The following is a 17,200-nucleotide window of genomic DNA, read 5'->3' as shown; positions in this document are numbered from 1 at the left end:
ATTATTATAAAAATATATTTATAATTAGATTGTTTTGATACGGTATGCTGGTGGATAAGCTTTCCGGCCCTGCCCGAATATGCCCGCTCCCTAGCGTCCATTCCTATCCCTTCTTAACGCCTACGAATGGCCGGACTCTCGTTTCAAGGCAGCGCGCGACATTCGAGATCAGCACCTCGACATGCGCTGCCAGTGCCGTCCGGTCTGTCTCAATCCGAGCAGCCACCCCCTCCCGCACGACATCATTCTGCCCGAGCAGCGCTCCAGCATAACCGACCTCCCGCCCAGCCTCGGCATCCGCCAGAGCCGACAGCGGTACGAACTGGACGGGCACGTTCAGGGTCTGGCCTTTCGTTCGGCTGGCATCGGCTTGGAGCCCGAAGACCGGCAGAGCTGACGACGCTGAAACAGAGAACGATCCCGACTGGCTGAAGCTGCCGGACAGATCCATCGTCACTGGCCCGGCAATCATGGCCACGACCGGATCAGACGTCTGCTGCGCGCACTGGAGCGCCCGGACGTTGGCATCGAACCGGGCAGCCTGATCGGGCGTCCAGTGCTGCACGCCCGAGACGCTCACAACACCGGCCTTCGTCAGATCCGCCTGGACACCGGCAATGGCCTGACTGATCGTGACGGGCGACACGGATCCGGCCGAGCAGGCCGAGAGGGCCAGAAGCCCGCAGAGCAGCAGCCCCCTCATACCAGCGTCTCCCCGCCCAGACCTGTCCAGGCCTTCGTGTTCGGGTTCCACATCGCCATGACACCCTGAGCGCCAGAGCCGATGGCCTTGTCCGTTACGACAACGCGCTGCCATGCAACGGGTGACGTCGGTAATGTAGCAAAGGTGTAGGCGTTGTAAGCCAGAACGAGAGGCTCTGCCGCCAGAGTGGCTTGATTGGTTTTAGCGGAAAAGGAGACGGCAGGCGTAGTCTGCCAACTCGCATTCCCGTTCACAGCCGCAAAGATCTGCAAATCATCCGGCCAACCATCAGAAGTATCCTGTGTGTTGGCTTGGATCTTCCAGTAGTTTCCGCCACTGTTGTCCTGATTGGTGAAGTAATAAGCACCTGTGGCGCCACCAAGACGACCATCCACTGTTATACAGCTCGACTGCGTTGCGCCGTCACCTGTGGGAAGCCTGTGTGCGCTGACGCTTGTACCCGATCCATCCTGATTACTGATGATGATGCCAACGGGCTGACTGGTCATGGACCGGATAATGACGGAATTTTCTCCGAAGTATCCTTTATACATCCCGATCTGAATGACCGGGTCGTCAGCATAACCCAGAGTGAACAACCCACCAGAGTTATCGAAACCAGAGTTCGTAGCCACTACAGCCGGGAGGTTGTAATTGCCCGAAGAATCTTTGGTGTTGTCGATTGCGAGTGGAAAGTAATTTGCCCCATTCGCAGGCGTATACCCAAGCGCGGTTTCGATATTCGTCGCCGTCACGTCAGCGTCTGAACCAGCCGCCCCGGCTGGAGCACTGAACGAGACTCCTGGAGCCGTTGCCCCGTTGGTCATCGTAGCGGTCAGTGTCACGGTAGAGGGTTGCCCTGCCGTCACCGCGCCTTGAGTTACTGCGACGGACGCAATCCCGACGCCATCCGCGCCGGTCGTTCCGTTAGCTCCGTCTTTGCCGTCCGCTCCCGTGGCGCCTGTCGCTCCAGTGTCCCCCTTCGCCCCGGGCGCGCCTTGAGGACCTGTAGCGCCGACAGCCCCCGCAGGTGCTTCGAATATGGCCGGAGCCGTGGTCGTGCCATCCGTGAGCGTGGCGGTCAGAGTTACCGTCGACGGCTGGCCTGCCGTGACCGCCCCCTGCATGACGTTAATCGACTTGACGCCGACGCCCTGTGTCCCGCCCGAAGACAGTGCCGCAATCCACTGACCGATGGTCTGGGCTTTGCCACCTGACGTGACATTCAGCCCCGAACCGTCTCCGGAATACGTCCCGGCTGTCACGCTCTCGAACGACGGCGTGCCCACGGGAGCGGCGTCTTCTGTCGCCATCACAACGCGGCCGTTTGAGGAATACCCGGAGGGCAGTGCCTCGATGCCGGCAATCAGCACCTTGCCGTTCGTCAGCGTGTCGGCCGGGAAGTCAGATGGCGGGGCGGTCGCCACGGTCAGCGCCGTGATCTGAAGAACAGCCATCACGGAATAGACGCGGCCCTGCTGGGTCGTGATTTCAAAGAGGACCTTCTGTGCCGTGTTCGGCTGCCCGCTGGCGAGGAACGCCACGACCAGTGTCCCGGCCACGGCCGACCACATGACCTTGAGGTCATATTGCCCACCCGGGGCCGTCGTGACGACGGCGGAGCGGATCGCGGTCAGCGTGTCGCCTGTGCCAGCCAGCAGGGTGGAGAAGTCCAGCACATAGTCCAGACAGTCGGCCGAGGATTTCGGCGTCCACATCACCTGGGCAAACAGGCCGGTGCAGGACTGGAGCGTCACCGTCCGCAGCGGGGACGGCGTGAGATTGTGAACCGTGGTCATGCAGCCCTCGCTTCTGGCGGCATTGCGACGCGAAAGCCTCTCTTGGCCTTTCGCATAGTGGGAAAGAGGCGCGGATTTCTTTCGTTATTCACGCGGCCCTCACTTCTGCCAGCAGCGCGTCGAAGTCCTCACCGGTCGGAGCCGTGCCGGGAATGCCCAGCCAATTCTCCCGCGACAGCAGGCCATAAGCTTCATCCGCGATCCGCACGAACGTGCCCCACGGCATAAAGGTGCGCGTGCCCCAGGTGTTGAAGAACACGCCGTCCGGGTTGTAGCCGACAAGCGCGATCGCATGCCCGCCCGCAGGCGTGTGGTTGGAGATGGCATCCCAGTCCCAGGTCTCGCCCAGACCCAGATCGAGGAAGCCTTGCGGCACCTGCACACCCGCCAGCACACCGCCCAGATAGGCGATGGCACGGCGGATGCCCACGACATCGGTCGGCGCGATGGAGCCATAGGCGGTCAGGTAATCGCGTGTCTGTCCCGGCCGGAGCAGGCCGTTACGACGCCAGGCGTTGAGTTCGTCCAGCAGGATGGTGCCGTTGTCATTCTGGCCCGTATCAGGATCGAAGCCCGTCAGCGCTGCGTAGTTGGCCAGCACCGTTTCGGTCGAGAGCATCACAAGGCTCTGCGCGGCCTTCGTCCAGGTCGCCACCAGGGCCGCGTGAGCAGCAAACGCGCAGCAGCCGAAGCGGTCATTACCCCACATCTGATAAGGCACGTTCTGCGACCAGTCCCGCGCTTCGGGCACGGCCGGCAGACGCACGGCCAGCACCCGGCCGAGGCGATAGGTGCGCGGGTCATGTCTCGGGGCGCGCTTGCCCAGTTTTCTGTCCTGCATGGGATCTCCGGAAACAAAAAAAGAGGGGAGCAGCCGAAGCCGCTCCCCTTTTTCCCGACGTCGGGAATATGGTCAGACGCCCTGATAGATCCGGGCGCGGATCAACTCCGGCGACTGGAGAGGTGCGGCATAGGGCGCAGCCGTGACACCGGCCAAAGACTCGACCAGCGGAATCATCGCCTGGACGGTCTGCATGTAGGTGGCAGCCGAGGGCGAATAGACCTTCACGATCGGCGTTGCGATCGCCAGCAGGGTTTCGAGATCCGTGCCGAGTGACTTGGCCCAGTCCTTGCCGGTCGCGACGGTAATCGAGCCATTGGAGTTGGCCGCGACCTGTGCCGTCACGCTGCGGATCTGTGCGACCAAATTGTCGAACTTGGCCTTGTCCGCAGCAGACAGATGGCTTTCCAGTTCGGGAATGCCCTCGATCGCCTGGACGGCATAGGCGATGGCCGTGGCGTCGTTGTTGAGCGCGGCTGTGTTGAAGGTCGCCGTGGTCGGCGTGGTGGTGCAGGCAGCCGTGGAGCCGAGAAGAAGGGCACCGAGGCTGAGGGCGAGAAAGCGATTGCGCATGAAGTCTCCAGACATAAAAAAACCGCCTCAGAGGGCGGCGGAAGAAAAAGCGGTCTGACAGGCGTGAGCCTGCCTCCTTCGGGTCAGGCGGTCGGTTTGGGAGGCGCGCCAGCCTGGGGATGGGTGGACGCCGGATCGAGGCCCAGCTTTGCCGCCTCGATCGTGCGGCTGGCCTCGGCCGGGATCATCAGCGCCTTGGCATCGGGCTGATAAGCATTCGTGTTCCAGCCCTTCGACTGCGCCAGGCTGGAAACGACCTTGTAGAGCAGCGCCAGCTTGCTGCCCGAGGCGGGCGGCTTCCAGAAGCGCATGACCAGAGCGGCGGCCGCGATCAGGAAAGTGAGGATCGAGACGATGTCGCCCGCATAGCGCGCAGGCAGGTACGGCAGGACCGTCTGGAACAGGGTTGTCCAGTCCATTTTCAGTTCTCCAGATATGAAAAAACCGCCTCGGGGGCGGCATCAGGATTTTTAGGCAGAGAGGAGAGTGTCCGTTGGTACGGATCGCCTTCCGAGAAAGACATCCCGCTCATAAGCGCGACGTTTAGCGAGACCGGGCAGCTCAACCAGATGGCCGCGCACCGTGGCCTTATCCCAGCGCAGCAGTTCGTCGGCTGCGCCGGCATAATCTGCGGTATTCAGCTTGCGCAGTAGGCTCGAGCTTTCGACGGCGGCTGTCCCGACATTGTACTGCCAGGACAGCAGGGCCGCACGCTGGACGTCCGACAGCGGCACATGGACAAGGCGGGACAGCGCGGCATCGAGCGTCGTCACGGTCTGGAGCAGGAGACTGTCAGCAGCAGTCCGATCGATAGGAGGGGTCCGGGCCGTGACGGGCTGTCCGTTGGCCAGCCAGCGGCTGCCATACCCGATCGTCCAGTATCCCGCCGGACAGACGTAGGGCGTTGCGCAAAAGCCCTCGAACCCTGGGCGCCGCAGTAGCGCCGTGGCTAGAACGATGGCGATGTTATGCATTAGGGGTTTTCCATAAAAAAAGCCGCCCGGATGGGCGGCTTTGGGAGGAGGTTTAGATAGGTGCTTTGTGACTACTTAACAATCACAAGCAGCTCAACAAATTGAGACGAAAAGCGGATATAGAACGTTTCCTCAGGAAAATTTTTACATATTTTTTTACAAGAAAATAAGATAAGGTTATTAATCGATCATTGTTCGCAATTAAAGGCTCGTTCCAATGAGAACCGATTATCATCTTGAAATCTACGAACCGAATGATAGCTCATGTGTCGCAGCTTCTTACGTAAGTAATTCACCATTTATGTCATTGCAGATAGGCGACTCCATAAATGGGATTTCAATGAATGACAGCGACTTAAAATATACTGTCCGAATCAAGGACATCCAGCACATTTTTTGGGAAATTGAAGGTTCACATATTTCTCACAAAATATGTGTATTTACTGAAGTATTGCCGGATAGGTATTCCGATCCCTCTCTCTCTTCCTGATCTCACTTCCCAATCGACACCACCAAATGAACCACCCCGGACCCAAGGATTGACGTCGCCAGAGTAACAAGTGCTGTAACCACGGCCTTGCCACCCATGACGCGATCAAACTTGGATCCGAGGGCTTTGATCCCTGCCTCCAGTTCTTCCTTCAGGTCTTTGATCTGGGTGCGCAGGGACGCGATTTCCGAGCGCATCTCGGCTCGCAGATCAGACTGATTGTCTCCCAGGGCCGAGACCAGCGTTTCCAGCTTGAGAACCCGATCTTCCAGGGCACGGATGATGATGTCCTTGTCAGAGAGTGCTTTGTCGATCGGGGCGGTCATGACGGTGTCAGGCATGGTTTATCCATAAAAAACCGCCCGGAGGCGGTTTGTCAGTGATGAAGAGGATCAGTCCGCGGCAATCACGCCGTCTTCGGAGCGCCATTGAGACTTGGTATCGAGGAAAATCCAGCGGCCCGAGCCTTCTCCGGCACCCTGTCCCGAGTTTCGACAGTCCCCGCAGAACACCCGGTCTGACGGCTGGTGGGAGGAGTTTTCGATATCCGAGAGGGTCTGGTTCGTGGCTGCTGCCCGGACCAGGGCGACGCCCTCCAGATACGGCGTATTCGAGACCGTTCCCTTGATCGTAGTCGCCGTCAGCGTATTGATCCCGCTAACATTTGCGCCTCCCGCAACCTGCGTCCCAAATGTCCAGTTTCCGGAATCATCAGGCGTCAAGGTGGCAGTGATCCCGCCAGCAGCATTCGTCGCCTGCATGAAGGACCCATGCTTGTAGGTGATTGCACCGTTGCTTCCGTCCCCGACCTCAAACCATGGAGCATTCACGACGCCAGCGTGCATCGTACCGGTCAGGTTTGCGCCGGTTCCGTAATACAGATTGACGCCCCGGATGTTTGCGCCGCCTGAAACCTGTGTGCCGACATTCCAGTCACCGTTTGCATCCGGCTGGAGCGTGGCTCCGATAGTCTGGTTGCCGTTTGCGCTGCTCCCCACGATGGAGCCATTTCCAGAAAGATGCACAGACCACGGCATGTAAACGTCACCGCTGCCGCGAACACAGAGACCCGGCACGTCGGGATCGGTGGCTGTGGTGCTGTTGCCAATCAAACAGACACCGCCCAGGTTCGCGCCGGAGTAATCAAACGACAGATACCCCATAGGTGACCCGGTGCTGCCCGAGCTGTCCCAACGTGTTCCGTCGATGACGAGACCGAGATTGACACGGTAATCGGTCCATGTCGGAGAGGTGCTTGTGGAATATTGCTGCGTCGAAGTCCTCATGACCATCTGGTGGCCATCCTGCGACGGGGTGAAACTCTCGAAATTGGTGTGAGACTTGCCCTGTCCGACGGCTGGAGCCTGTGAACCAGGGATGTAGAAATTGTATCCCTTGTATTCGTTGGCCCAGCCGGACACCGTGTTCTGAATGCCGTTTGGCAGGTTGGCCCCGTTGATGATCAGTCCGGTGCTGTCATAGGTCGGGTGATAGCAAACCCCGGCCGCAGGAGCCGCTGCGCCCTCGCAATCCATGCTGATAACAATCCCGCGCATGGTCGCCTCGTTCGACTTGTCGCCGTTGTAATGCATGTCGAATTCGTAGGCGTTGATATAGTCGATCGCGCTATGCGGGTTCTGCGTAGGGTCAAACGTCAGATAGGTGTTGGTCCCGCCCGTCTGTGTCGGTGAACCGATCATGGCGACGGCGTGCCCGAAATTGCTCCGCACCGTGTCGTAGGTGGCCGTAGGGACGTCGCCCGTCTTCCACGGATGCCCTGTGCTGTTCCCGTTCAGAATTCCCCAGCCGTTGACCGTAATCGAACTTCCATCAGCGGCGACGCTGGCAACCGTGGTCACATAGTAATTCTTCGGGTTCAGGCTCGTGCCAACCGTCGGGTTCTGGATGCCGCTATCCGTCGTGCGGATCTCGGTCTGGGCCACGTCGCCGGTGATCGAGTTCGTCGTGACGTACTGGTTCGGATGGATGCGGGCGATCTGCTGTGCCGTAAGGGGTGAACCAGAGGGCAGATAGATATGCGTGGCGTCGTAGGTCACGTTCTCCAGCGTCAGAACAGGCTCAACGTCGCCGCTCTGATCGTAGTGAACCACCGTGTCAAACGAGGTATCCTTGCCGATATTCTCGATGAGATTGATATCGCTCGTCAGACCCGCGCGGCTTGCGAAGACAGGCGCGTTCGTCATCACTGCGCAGTAAAGGCAGCCCTGATCCATATACCCGTCGGGATGCCCTCGCAGAACGATTGAGGAGCCGGTGCCATACTGGTCAAGAGGCGTTCCCGTACTGGCTCCGGCGCGCTGCGCCCCCAGCCATAGCGCGTGAGGCGAGATGTAAGGATCGGAATTCTGGCCCGGGACCAGATAGGACGACTGGGTCCCGCCGATACTGAGAACAGGCGCAGAACCGATCGAAGCCAGGTTTGCAAAAACACCCTGAAGAGAGGGCGACAGGATCGGCGCGATCAGGCTTCCGGTCGCATTGATGTTCCCGGATTTGGGAATGGCCGCGGCTGCCAGGGCCGTGTTGGCATCCACCTGGGTCAACAGGTCGAGCATTGTCTTGCCGTCGAGCGTTGTTCCGGCGCCAAGGATCCTGGACGCCCCTGAAATTCCGCCTCCGGGCGCGCGCCATGGTATCGTAATCGGTGCCGCGAGCGCCAGACAGGGTGCGAGCACCAGGAAGGCAGGGATAATCCGCTTCATCATTTCCCGTCATCCACCTGCGTTACGACGCCAGCATTGTTCTGGAAGCCACTGAAATTGGTGCCAGCGCCCATGGCCGGGATCGCTGCCAGAAGCGCGGCAAGGGAGGCGGCGGTAGCCTGAGGAGACAAAGGCAGACCGGACGTTGTGCCGGTTACGGCCGAGTATGCGAACGTCCCGTTATCCATCCAGAGGCCACCACCCTCAGGGGCTGTCGTCGGTAGCGTCTGACCAAGCTGGAGAAGGCCGAGGGCCACGACAGATACGGCGAAATTACCCGCGGCAATGTTGCAGGGCTCATAGCCGGTGAGAGTGTTCTGGGCATTTAGAACCGGCCGCAGAAAGACGAGCAGATCCGTTGCCTGCACGCTGGTCTGCGTGAGTGCTGGGTCAGACGCAAGTTGTGACATGGGATTTATCCGAAGATCAGGGGGTTTCCAGAGCTATCAGGCACAATCGCTGAGCCGAGCAGGAAAGCGTTGGGGGCGTAGTCAGGTCCGGCAGGGAATATCAACGCTGGCGCGCAAATAATGCTGATGGAAACGGTTACCGAGAGGACAGCACCGAGGGCCGTGCGCACAGACAGCGTGACGGTCTGCAGACCGGCCGCGAGCCATTGGATCCAAAGCGTGGCCCGCGATCCGAATGCGCTGCTCCAGGCAAGCTGTCCACCAGTTGCAATCGCTTCGACAACCGAGATTCGGTCAGAAGGACCTAATAAAAATGAAAAATCCACACTGTAATCTGCGCCTGAGCCCAGATATGCGCTTGGCCAATATAACAAGAGAGGAGCAATAACGCCTTGGACACGAAACGAAACTGGCACCTCTGCTTGTACAATACGTTGGCATGGGGTCCATTTCATGGAGCCTGCCTCCGGCAGTCATTTAGGGTCATTTTACCAGCCTATGGCTACCCAGCCAAAACCCATTCCCTGAGCACCGACCCAGGTTCCTGTTGAAGGGGCGCCCGAAGCCGGATCCCAACGGACCCCGTACACAGTCATCGCTTCCGTCGTAAGGCCACTATAAATGGAATACAGGCTGGGCTGATTGGACGCCCACGTTCCGGCACCAGCCAGTTCTCCCGCGAAACCGAGCACGCCGGTGGTCGGAAATTTAACTGGGAAATCGATTTTCTGAAATCCGCTCTCGCCAGTTGACGCGGTCCCAAACTGAATAATGAATCCTCCGGGTAACGTGACATACCCCGGATTTGAAAGAGATATATCTAAGCCCGATCCGGCCCCGATCAATGCCTTAATGGCCTGAAGAATCTGAGACAGGTTGCCTTTATCTGGCTTCAGGTTTGCACCGCCTACAACATTGAGCAGTTCGGTTTGGACCATATTGAGCCAGTCAGCCTCTAAAATGGTCGCAGGAAGTCCTGCAGCGGGGCTCCCCCCGGTAAAGAAGCCTGCCGTTCCCGCCGCTGAGATAGCGGGCATTGAAGCGACCGACGTCGTATTATCTATTCCGTACATAAAACCTTATCCTTTCAACGGATATCAGGCCCAAAATCTGAAATTAGATTCATGCCATTCTGGGCAAACAGAACGACGGTGTGAGCTGGGCAGCGGCTTTTAATCTCGCAATTCAGCACCGCATCGCCCCATGACGTTAGCGGCTCACCAGCCGACCCAGCGTCCGCAACAAAATAGCGAACAGTAAATCCGGGGGCGTTTACCACCCAAACAAATGCCCAGTCGGCTGCAGCAACAGGCTCACCAGCCCGCAGCAATCCTGCTCGAGCTGGCGCATATTCTGTGATGGAAATATCGAAACCAAGAGCTTCTGCAAAAGCCACGTAATAGGCGATGGATGAGCCGCCATTATCTGTTAGGCGCGCAATGACCTGTGATCGCCTTTGCGCCACAGTCGGACTAGAACCCGCACATGGATCCGGCAGGCCTGTAGTCTTTTCCCATTCGTCTAGAAGTTCCGCAGTTGTCAGCGGAAAGGTCTCTAAAAGGAGGTCGGATCCACGTTGACTGTTGCGCTTAAAAGTCTGGCCCCAAATGGAGGCAAGTTTGGATGGCAGAGCATCAGGAGATCGGGACCATATTGCACCCTGGGGCAATAGCCGAAGAAGAGCCTGCCGAAAATCATCAGCAGAAAAGGCTGGAACCCCCATCGTCAGGACTCAAAATTGATTGCACCGAGTGTCGGCATTGACCCGACATTCGCAGCAACGACCGATTCCGCAGGAAATGGAACCGAGAACTGCTCGAGATCGAGGGCCCCCAAAGCTTCCATCCAGGTGTTCTGATACAATGTGGCTCCTGGGCTGGAGAGTCGGGTGAACATGTCTTGCAGGGCGCTTTTTATCAGAGCCTGATTGCTGGGCGTATTAGAGTCACCCAGATCAGATATCGTGAAGTCGACAGGCTGTGCGGCGGGAGCGCAAACAATGACAAGAGCAGTGACGGGCCGTTCTTCACTCAAGGCGTTCGCTACAATCAGCTGGTCGCCTGTGGCTGTTACATATCTTTTCTCGCCCGTGGCGGATCCGTCAGTTCCTTGAGGAAGGCCACCTTGAGCAGACCGCACATTATCCATCGCGATATAGACGACGACCGTCCCTGCCCCATATCCATTCGGATTAACCCAAGCGCGAGTTACGCCGCTAACGCCCTTGGCCCATTTGACATAGTCTTTGGAGGCTCCGTTTTCCCCGCCTTCTGCAAAGGCGTCCAAGATCCGCCCCCGAAGATCGCTATCATTCTCGATATCGGCGCCGCCCGTAAAAGCAAGTGTAACGGAGCCAGTAGTCTGGATGCCGTCTACAGGACTTCCCAAGATAGCCGTGGTTCCCGCAGCAACGTTGCCTGCCGCCCCCGCCGCCTGGACCGTACATGGAACAACCGTGACACCGTTTGCTGTCACACTATCGGAGGTAGAGACAGCCGGCAGGCCACCGGTGATCTGGATGGTCGTGCCAGCCGGAACAATCTTTATTCCGGTAGCTACAAATGAAACTTGCCCCGCTGCAAATGTGGCTGACTTACGGGTAATCTTTTTGAGGCCGCCCCAAGCCTCCAGAAATATGCCCGTTGCCGTCCAAGGGACTGCTTGTTTGGCGATCCAATCCAGATAGCCATAGTGTAGATGCGCAAGGCCAGCGAGAACCATCGCGAGAACGTAGAGGACAGAAAATCTCAGAACGGCGGTGACCCCGTTGATTCCTCCATTTTGGATATCCTGAAGAGCCTGCTGACGCAGATCAGTGAGTGTTGGACGACTGAAAGCCATTACAGCCCCTCCCAGGCCCACGAAAACAGAAATGTCTGAGGCGTTGCCGCCCCGGGTTCGTACACGCTGATCGCAAATTCAGCCGTATTTGGACTAACCGCGCTCCAGGCAGTCCGGATGGAAAGACTGGTCGCGACGCCGTCATCGATGAGCCACTGCAGGCATTCCTTGAGAATGTCCTTGAGCTCGAGCAGAACGGCCTGCTCACCTGCTTTGATGGCGCGGCGCAATTGCCAGAGCCTTGAGCCAATCGGAAGTCTGTCCTGCTCATAGGCATCCCCCCACCAGCCGCGCCGATCGTTCAGACCGCTCATGGCAGCATTCCCAGGCGCCTGAATTGCGACCGCAGAATCCTCAGATGAAGGCTGCTCCGGAGCGACGCGGTCCGTGAAGATGCTGACCATCACGGCTGAGCGCAGCGGGTTATCGAGAGCCAAATCACCGGACACAATGGTCCAGTCGCCCCGGCATTCCCGGGCGTTCCAGATGATCGCAATATCCACGGATTACCTCAGTCGGTGATTTCTGAGATCACCAATGCGGGCGCCTCAATGACACATGCTCCAATGCGCTCTGCCGCCTGCTCGATTGCGGCCACCAGCTTTGCATATGCCGCAATAGCTGCAGCAATCTGCTGCTCCATAGTAATATATGGCTGATACATCGGCTTCAGAACGCCCTCGATAAAGTCCGAGATCCATGAAGCAATCTTAGCCAGATCGGCTGCCGGATTTTCCAACAACTGGGCAATCGGTTTCAAAGCCGTTATTTCGTCTTCAATGGCATTAATTTGGGCCTGAAATGACGCCAGCGCCTCATCTGCTAGTTTTTTCAAGTCGGAACATGCGTCAATCTTGTTGATACGATCCGTGAGGGTATCAATGTACGTCGTGTCAAAAACACTTGAGCCTTGAGCGTTCATTGCTTCCTCTTAATAAATATTTGTGATCAACCCGTTCCTGATCGTCAGGGTTTTGCCGGTACCAGTCGGTACTGATCCCGTTGCTCCAGTCCCGACGCTGGCATTCCCAGACACATCAAGACTTCCGTCTAGGATCACATTTCCATTCAGCGATATGTTGCCGTCGGCTGCAGTTATTTCTATTCCACCGCGCTCATTTAGAAGAATTCTCGATCCGGTGCGGGGATGATAGAGGCAGACTTCGCCAGGCTCGAGATCGGACGGACGTCCTCGCTGATCCCCGGACGCTACGGCTACCGCCCGGGTACGATCACCGGAGATAAACATCAGCGCCAGATCGCTACCTGGTACCGAGCGGCTTGCAAAGCCGTAGAGCTGCATTACCGGCACGTCTGATCTCAGCTCACCGCTCGCCAGCGCAACCTGAACCGTTGATGTCGAACGTGACTCATCGGTGTCCGCCGTCTGCCGCCCCAAGCCAAAGGCCATTGCGACACGACGCGCCAGACGGGCGAGTGAGGACATATCCGTTTCCTAGCTGTTGATCGCCTGGATTCCCTCATTGGAGAGAGCCGGCAGGAGCAGTGGCTCAGGCATCAGACCTTCAGGCGGCATCAGCACGAGATCCGCACGCGTCCCGTCCTCGCCTTGCCGAAAGACAATCTCGGCAATCACGAGATCCATTTCCTGTCCGCTCTTGAGGCGGACAGGAGCCGTGTGATTGACGGCCCACAAGTTGCCTGAGGTATCGCGCCAACTGTCGCACGTCACAGTTACTGTGTTCGCCCGCCCATATCGGCGCGCAACCTCCCATTGGACCCGCTTGGTTGTGACGGCATAGTCCTGATCACCAAGCTCGGCCGGGATCAGAAGCGGCCGGGTCCGGACAATACCCGGATCTTCTGCCACCGCTCCGGACGTGACGGCATCCATCTGACCAACGTAGTCAGCATCCCCGGGCTCACTGAACAGGAGAGCCGTTGTCATCAGAACGGCGGTGATACTCGAGAACCGCCCCGCCGTGCTTCGAACGGTGGTCATCTGCTCGACATTTTCGCCATAGATCAGACCGCTGGCCATGCGCTGACTTCCGACAGCTGCGAAAGCCACGTTCCCATCGGGCAGGTCATAGAACAGCACACCTGCCAGGCGCGCCACTCGTTCGATGATCTCATAGGCCGTTTCGGTCAGGATGACGCTGAACTGCTGGAGATCAATATTCCCTGCCCCGTTGATCTGGACGACGTCGATCTTTGCGAATTTTGCTACCCTTTTTGCAAGGGCCAAGGCATTGGTCGAGTTCATCTGATACGTGGAGAACTCGGCCGAACAGTCCACCAGATCCATGCTCTTGCTGGCGATCTGCAGGCGGAATTCATGCCTTTCCGGGCTGACAGCCTCGACGACTGTGACGACATAGCCGGTGATCAGAAGATCCGTTCCAATCCGGACTTCAGCAACGTCCCCCTCATTCACCAAAGGAACGCCAGCTGGATTATTGAGATCGCCCAGCCAGTTCTCATTACTCTCTGATGCACTTTTTGCGGGCTGGTACTCTGTCATTCCCAGATCGGCAACCCACGGCATCAAATCGACACCACATCTTACCGTGACGTCAGTCCAGCCGGTAAGGAGCCTACCATTGATCAGAACAGAAGCCGTCTTCTGAGCATCCTCGCCATAGCCGAGGATCTGCTCAATCTGATCAATGATGCCGCTCATGAAGACAACGCCTCAAACTCAGTTGGCATGAATGCCGGGTGAACGGGATCAGCTCGATTCACCAGATCATCGGATCGGGTACCGTCCGCATAAAGCTGTTGGGCCAGTGTCAGTGCCGGCAGCGGCGCGTTTCGCTGGATCGTGACGATGTCAGGCAGTTTTGCCGCCCGCTTCATCAGATCCTGCGACACCTGAACCCGCAAAGCCTTTAGAGCCGCCCAACTGGCGTCATCCTGTGCATCGGCCGCGATCAATTCCTCAGCCTCGAACAGGGCGACCACGCGGCTGCACATTGCCTCGGCATCCTCTGACGATGCAGGGCTCCAGTCCGAGCAGGCCTGGGCAATCGAGGCCAAAGCAGCACGACGACACAGGGCAGCGGTTTCGGTCTGGGCTGTAGCCAGCGCGGCACCGATAGGGGCACTTGAGCTGATGACATCGACCGAGCATGAGGCCAGCGGCCACAGAAGCGAGATTTGCACGCCCGGATCTGCGATTGCCTCCCGAAGCGCTTCTGTCAGGGCCTGCACAGCCAACGAAATCCCGGCGGCCGTGGTGAAACCTATGATCGCCTCGGCATCCTCCTCAATCGCACCTCGCGAGGCGCTGAGGGCGGCCAGAACACTATCCTCTGTCGCCGTTGCATCCGTTTCAGCCCCTGCCCCAGAAGCATATCGGCCGTTATTGCCGGGGAGGACCGAGGCGGCAGACTGCATCGCTTCCGAAGAGCCAATCGCCGAAACCGCACCCTCACCCCACCCAGTCGCAACTGACCGGGCTGCAGCAATGGCAGATCCTCCGGTCGCAAATGCTGATGATGTGCGGCTGGAATAACTGGATGAGGATGCGGAAGAGAGCGCAATGCGCGCGACGGCCACAGCAGCATGAAGTGACGTGACGATCAGTGTAGAGAGTAGGTTCTTTTGTTCGACGAATTCGAACTCGAGATCCACGACATTCAGACGACCGTCCCGCTCGCGCCATTCAAAGCGGGTACATGCTGCCTGAATTGCCCCGATGGACGGATGCACAAGCAGGCCATTCCCCGGTCTTTCCACGACCGCCACCAGAGCGTCTCGTTGCACGTAGGCCAAATCACCGACCACAAAGCCAAGGATCCGATATCGCCGCGCCTTCTTGCCAAGGTCTTCAACCCAGACACCGGCGCGTCCAGGATAACCGTGCTCAGCCTGTTTGCGCCCACTGGAGCCGCCGCTGCCGATCACGGCAAACGGCACCCCACGGAACGAGCACTGAAGATATTCAGCCGCCGTTCTGGCGAGAGTGCCGCTCATGTTAATTTTTCATCCCTGATTTGAGGGTTAATTCCCAACGGTCGTCAGCGCCGGGTCCATCGCCCGATGCTGGCTGATGGCGTGGACCTGCAGCCCCGGTGTGGTGCTTTTCACCTGCACCGACGAGCCAGGAGGAGCATTGCGGTGATCAATCTCTACACGCAGCTGAGCAATCTTCTGATCAAGACCCTGCGCCGCCGCGGGTGATGGAGCAAGCGTGGCATCCCCCAGCTTGCTGGCCCATTTTTCAGCAATATCGCCTCTGATTGACGACTCTGCGTCCGGATGTTGAGGTATTTCATACTGCCGCGTAATTACGTCAGCTGCACCTCGAATTGTATTGACACCTCGAAGAGCGTTTCCGGCCGCTGCATACTTTCCATGGGTCAGTTCCCATTGAACAAACTGGAGCTGCTCATCAGGTGTCGATGTACGAATGTCGTGGCCGAATACTGATTTAAACTGATCCTGTCGCGCCTTATGCCATTGGGCATAGCCGTACGCCGTATATTTCCCGTTTACCTTGTCGCCTTCAATATTCGGAGTGAATCCTTGGCTCTCTCTATCCAAGCTCGCGACTATTCCTAGCGCCTGCGGTCGCGTCCAATTTTGTGAACGGAAATAATCATATGCGTGCTGGGCAGGATCTCGATCGTAACCAAATAGCCGGCGCAAACCAGTTACAAGATGATTTTGCGGAGCTCGCTCTGGATGATGAACATCCTGCCAAGTCTTGTAGGCCACTACTGCCCCAGCCGCCGCAAAAGCTATGCCATTAAATGCTCCCGAGATTCCCAATAGGGCGGTCGAAAGAGTAGCTATACCCGCGATAACTGGCGCGGCATACAACGCGGCGATTCCACCTAACGCGATTTTTCCAGCAGTTTTCCAACCACCCAAACCATCCACGACGTGCAGAACTTCGTCATACACGCTCCTGATATCACTCTTGATTTGGCTCCATCCGCCTGTCCGAAGCCAAGTGATGAAGCGGTGAACATATCCTGCGATATCCTGGGCAATCCATTCCCGGTTTGCCGCAATCCAGTCTCGCATCTCATTGACGACAGGCGTGATCACTGGCTCAACAGCCTGAGCCAGCGAATACCCAAACCCTTCAACTGCTTCCGTAAGTCCCGTCTGAGCCTGACGAAGCCGATCAGCGGCGTCAGCTCCGGCCCGGTTCATGACGCCCAGCCGTTCAGCTTCCTTTACGTTGGCCTGATACTGCTCTTCGGTTTGTTGCAGGATTGGCATCAACCCTTGCGCCGCACCACCAAAGATCTGCGTTGCCGCGATAACCTTGGCGGCCGGGTCACGGATCGAACGGATACGCTTGGCGACCCGTTCGAACATTTCATCGGGCTTCATCCTCTGCAGTTCCTGCAGGCTGATTCCAAGAGCCTTGAACTGGACAATAGCTTCCGGAGCAAAGCCATGCGTAGCTTCCCAACGGGTCTGCGAAAGTCCCTGCAAAGCGCTGGACATCGCCTCTCCAGAGCCACCTGACAGACGCGTCGCGTTTTGCATCGCCATAAGACGATTAGGTGCCATCCCCATGGAATTTGCCGCGGTTCTCAAGTTCGTTCCGAACTGGCCCCAGGCACTTGCCAGCTTATAGATGCCCGCTACGGACGCTGCCCCCGTAATTGTCCCGAGAACAGGAACGATCTGCGAAAGCGAGCGAAACATGCCAAGACCAGCGCGGGCAACCTTGCCGACACCGCTTTGGAGGCGCGTCAGGCCCGTAACGCTCGAAAAGCGATTGACGGCGGCCATTGTCCGCCGAACAGGAGCCTGAATGGCCGCGATTCTGGCATTGATGCGCTCGAGCGTCTGAGAAGCCCGATCGACAGCCGAGATCGTTACCTTAACGCCTTTGTTGGCCATTGCGCCTGGTTTCCTTT

19 protein-coding genes are annotated in these 17,200 nt (G+C 58.0%); all 19 read right to left on the bottom strand.

What is annotated here, in order from left to right; genetic code table 11:
• Nucleotides 1-103: 103 nt before the first annotated feature.
• The 19 genes from HKD28_RS12465 to HKD28_RS12375 all read right to left on the bottom strand — a co-directional run bounded on the left by HKD28_RS12465 (nt 104) and on the right by HKD28_RS12375 (nt 17,183).
• Nucleotides 104-703: a hypothetical protein gene (locus tag HKD28_RS12465; RefSeq protein ID WP_194268600.1), complete on the bottom strand. Its 600-nt coding sequence runs from the start codon at nt 701-703 to the stop codon at nt 104-106.
• Entirely contained in the window at nt 700-2,502 is a 1,803-nt protein-coding gene (locus HKD28_RS15945) for a collagen-like protein (protein ID WP_268898562.1), read from the bottom strand. The genes HKD28_RS12465 and HKD28_RS15945 overlap by 4 nt, the downstream gene beginning before the upstream one ends.
• Nucleotides 2,503-2,590: 88 nt before the next feature.
• Nucleotides 2,591-3,343 carry a C1 family peptidase gene (locus tag HKD28_RS12455; RefSeq protein ID WP_194268599.1) on the bottom strand — a complete coding sequence of 251 codons (753 nt, stop codon included), beginning with the start codon at nt 3,341-3,343 and terminating at the stop codon, nt 2,591-2,593.
• A 72-nt stretch (nt 3,344-3,415) separates the two neighbouring features.
• The gene (locus tag HKD28_RS12450) at nt 3,416-3,916 is read right to left on the bottom strand and encodes a hypothetical protein (protein WP_194268598.1); all 501 of its coding nucleotides are present in this window, start codon (nt 3,914-3,916) and stop codon (nt 3,416-3,418) included.
• Between the two features lie 83 nt (nt 3,917-3,999).
• Nucleotides 4,000-4,335 carry a hypothetical protein gene (locus tag HKD28_RS12445; RefSeq protein WP_194268597.1) on the bottom strand — a complete coding sequence of 112 codons (336 nt, stop codon included), beginning with the start codon at nt 4,333-4,335 and terminating at the stop codon, nt 4,000-4,002.
• Nucleotides 4,336-4,386: 51 nt separating this feature from the next.
• On the bottom strand, nt 4,387-4,890 hold the full coding sequence (locus tag HKD28_RS12440; protein WP_194268596.1) for a lysozyme: 504 nt from the start codon (nt 4,888-4,890) through the stop codon (nt 4,387-4,389).
• Between the two features lie 492 nt (nt 4,891-5,382).
• Complete coding sequence (locus HKD28_RS12435) at nt 5,383-5,721, bottom strand: hypothetical protein (protein WP_194268595.1); 339 nt, start codon at nt 5,719-5,721, stop codon at nt 5,383-5,385.
• A gap of 51 nt (nt 5,722-5,772) precedes the next feature.
• Nucleotides 5,773-8,106 carry a hypothetical protein gene (locus HKD28_RS12430; protein WP_194268594.1) on the bottom strand — a complete coding sequence of 778 codons (2,334 nt, stop codon included), beginning with the start codon at nt 8,104-8,106 and terminating at the stop codon, nt 5,773-5,775.
• Nucleotides 8,103-8,513: a hypothetical protein gene (locus HKD28_RS12425; protein ID WP_194268593.1), complete on the bottom strand. Its 411-nt coding sequence runs from the start codon at nt 8,511-8,513 to the stop codon at nt 8,103-8,105. Before HKD28_RS12425 ends, HKD28_RS12430 begins: the two co-directional genes overlap by 4 nt.
• Before the next feature lie 5 nt (nt 8,514-8,518).
• Entirely contained in the window at nt 8,519-8,968 is a 450-nt protein-coding gene (locus tag HKD28_RS12420) for a hypothetical protein (protein ID WP_194268592.1), read from the bottom strand.
• A 33-nt stretch (nt 8,969-9,001) separates the two neighbouring features.
• Complete coding sequence (locus HKD28_RS12415; RefSeq protein ID WP_194268591.1) at nt 9,002-9,586, bottom strand: gp53-like domain-containing protein; 585 nt, start codon at nt 9,584-9,586, stop codon at nt 9,002-9,004.
• A 14-nt stretch (nt 9,587-9,600) separates the two neighbouring features.
• Nucleotides 9,601-10,236, bottom strand: a complete 636-nt coding sequence (locus tag HKD28_RS12410) for a YmfQ family protein (RefSeq protein ID WP_194268590.1) — start codon at nt 10,234-10,236, stop codon at nt 9,601-9,603.
• A 2-nt stretch (nt 10,237-10,238) separates the two neighbouring features.
• Complete coding sequence (locus HKD28_RS12405) at nt 10,239-11,354, bottom strand: baseplate J/gp47 family protein (protein WP_194268589.1); 1,116 nt, start codon at nt 11,352-11,354, stop codon at nt 10,239-10,241.
• Nucleotides 11,354-11,857 (bottom strand): phage GP46 family protein, encoded by a 504-nt coding sequence (locus HKD28_RS12400; protein ID WP_194268588.1) that lies wholly within the window; start codon nt 11,855-11,857, stop codon nt 11,354-11,356. Before HKD28_RS12400 ends, HKD28_RS12405 begins: the two co-directional genes overlap by 1 nt.
• Nucleotides 11,858-11,865: 8 nt before the next feature.
• Nucleotides 11,866-12,276 carry a hypothetical protein gene (locus HKD28_RS12395; RefSeq protein WP_194268587.1) on the bottom strand — a complete coding sequence of 137 codons (411 nt, stop codon included), beginning with the start codon at nt 12,274-12,276 and terminating at the stop codon, nt 11,866-11,868.
• A 9-nt stretch (nt 12,277-12,285) separates the two neighbouring features.
• Entirely contained in the window at nt 12,286-12,801 is a 516-nt protein-coding gene (locus HKD28_RS12390; protein WP_194268586.1) for a phage baseplate assembly protein domain-containing protein, read from the bottom strand.
• A gap of 9 nt (nt 12,802-12,810) precedes the next feature.
• On the bottom strand, nt 12,811-13,998 hold the full coding sequence (locus HKD28_RS12385) for a phage baseplate assembly protein (protein WP_194268585.1): 1,188 nt from the start codon (nt 13,996-13,998) through the stop codon (nt 12,811-12,813).
• Nucleotides 13,995-15,293, bottom strand: coding sequence for a DNA circularization protein (locus tag HKD28_RS12380; RefSeq protein WP_194268584.1), 1,299 nt, complete (start codon nt 15,291-15,293; stop codon nt 13,995-13,997). Before HKD28_RS12380 ends, HKD28_RS12385 begins: the two co-directional genes overlap by 4 nt.
• A 27-nt stretch (nt 15,294-15,320) precedes the next feature.
• The gene (locus HKD28_RS12375) at nt 15,321-17,183 is read right to left on the bottom strand and encodes a phage tail tip lysozyme (RefSeq protein ID WP_194268583.1); all 1,863 of its coding nucleotides are present in this window, start codon (nt 17,181-17,183) and stop codon (nt 15,321-15,323) included.
• Nucleotides 17,184-17,200 lie beyond the last annotated feature (17 nt).

Origin of the sequence: Gluconobacter cadivus, from assembly GCF_015244745.1 — a bacterium.
GTDB classification, from domain to species: Bacteria; Pseudomonadota; Alphaproteobacteria; order Acetobacterales; family Acetobacteraceae; genus Gluconobacter; species Gluconobacter cadivus.
Note: the sequence above shows the minus strand (reverse complement) of the source record. Positions and strands in the feature narration are given on the sequence as shown.

What these genes read in the sequence shown, in the direction of transcription:
- HKD28_RS12465 (WP_194268600.1), bottom strand. Translation starts at nt 703, where the DNA reads ATGAGGGGGCTGCTGCTCTGCGGGCTTCTGGCCCTCTCGGCCTGCTCG.
- HKD28_RS15945 (WP_268898562.1), bottom strand. Translation starts at nt 2,502, where the DNA reads ATGACCACGGTTCACAATCTCACGCCGTCCCCGCTGCGGACGGTGACG.
- HKD28_RS12455 (WP_194268599.1), bottom strand. Translation starts at nt 3,343, where the DNA reads ATGCAGGACAGAAAACTGGGCAAGCGCGCCCCGAGACATGACCCGCGC.
- HKD28_RS12450 (WP_194268598.1), bottom strand. Translation starts at nt 3,916, where the DNA reads ATGCGCAATCGCTTTCTCGCCCTCAGCCTCGGTGCCCTTCTTCTCGGC.
- HKD28_RS12445 (WP_194268597.1), bottom strand. Translation starts at nt 4,335, where the DNA reads ATGGACTGGACAACCCTGTTCCAGACGGTCCTGCCGTACCTGCCTGCG.
- HKD28_RS12440 (WP_194268596.1), bottom strand. Translation starts at nt 4,890, where the DNA reads ATGCATAACATCGCCATCGTTCTAGCCACGGCGCTACTGCGGCGCCCA.
- HKD28_RS12435 (WP_194268595.1), bottom strand. Translation starts at nt 5,721, where the DNA reads ATGCCTGACACCGTCATGACCGCCCCGATCGACAAAGCACTCTCTGAC.
- HKD28_RS12430 (WP_194268594.1), bottom strand. Translation starts at nt 8,106, where the DNA reads ATGATGAAGCGGATTATCCCTGCCTTCCTGGTGCTCGCACCCTGTCTG.
- HKD28_RS12425 (WP_194268593.1), bottom strand. Translation starts at nt 8,513, where the DNA reads ATGTCACAACTTGCGTCTGACCCAGCACTCACGCAGACCAGCGTGCAG.
- HKD28_RS12420 (WP_194268592.1), bottom strand. Translation starts at nt 8,968, where the DNA reads ATGAAATGGACCCCATGCCAACGTATTGTACAAGCAGAGGTGCCAGTT.
- HKD28_RS12415 (WP_194268591.1), bottom strand. Translation starts at nt 9,586, where the DNA reads ATGTACGGAATAGATAATACGACGTCGGTCGCTTCAATGCCCGCTATC.
- HKD28_RS12410 (WP_194268590.1), bottom strand. Translation starts at nt 10,236, where the DNA reads ATGGGGGTTCCAGCCTTTTCTGCTGATGATTTTCGGCAGGCTCTTCTT.
- HKD28_RS12405 (WP_194268589.1), bottom strand. Translation starts at nt 11,354, where the DNA reads ATGGCTTTCAGTCGTCCAACACTCACTGATCTGCGTCAGCAGGCTCTT.
- HKD28_RS12395 (WP_194268587.1), bottom strand. Translation starts at nt 12,276, where the DNA reads ATGAACGCTCAAGGCTCAAGTGTTTTTGACACGACGTACATTGATACC.
- HKD28_RS12390 (WP_194268586.1), bottom strand. Translation starts at nt 12,801, where the DNA reads ATGTCCTCACTCGCCCGTCTGGCGCGTCGTGTCGCAATGGCCTTTGGC.
- HKD28_RS12385 (WP_194268585.1), bottom strand. Translation starts at nt 13,998, where the DNA reads ATGAGCGGCATCATTGATCAGATTGAGCAGATCCTCGGCTATGGCGAG.
- HKD28_RS12380 (WP_194268584.1), bottom strand. Translation starts at nt 15,293, where the DNA reads ATGAGCGGCACTCTCGCCAGAACGGCGGCTGAATATCTTCAGTGCTCG.
- HKD28_RS12375 (WP_194268583.1), bottom strand. Translation starts at nt 17,183, where the DNA reads ATGGCCAACAAAGGCGTTAAGGTAACGATCTCGGCTGTCGATCGGGCT.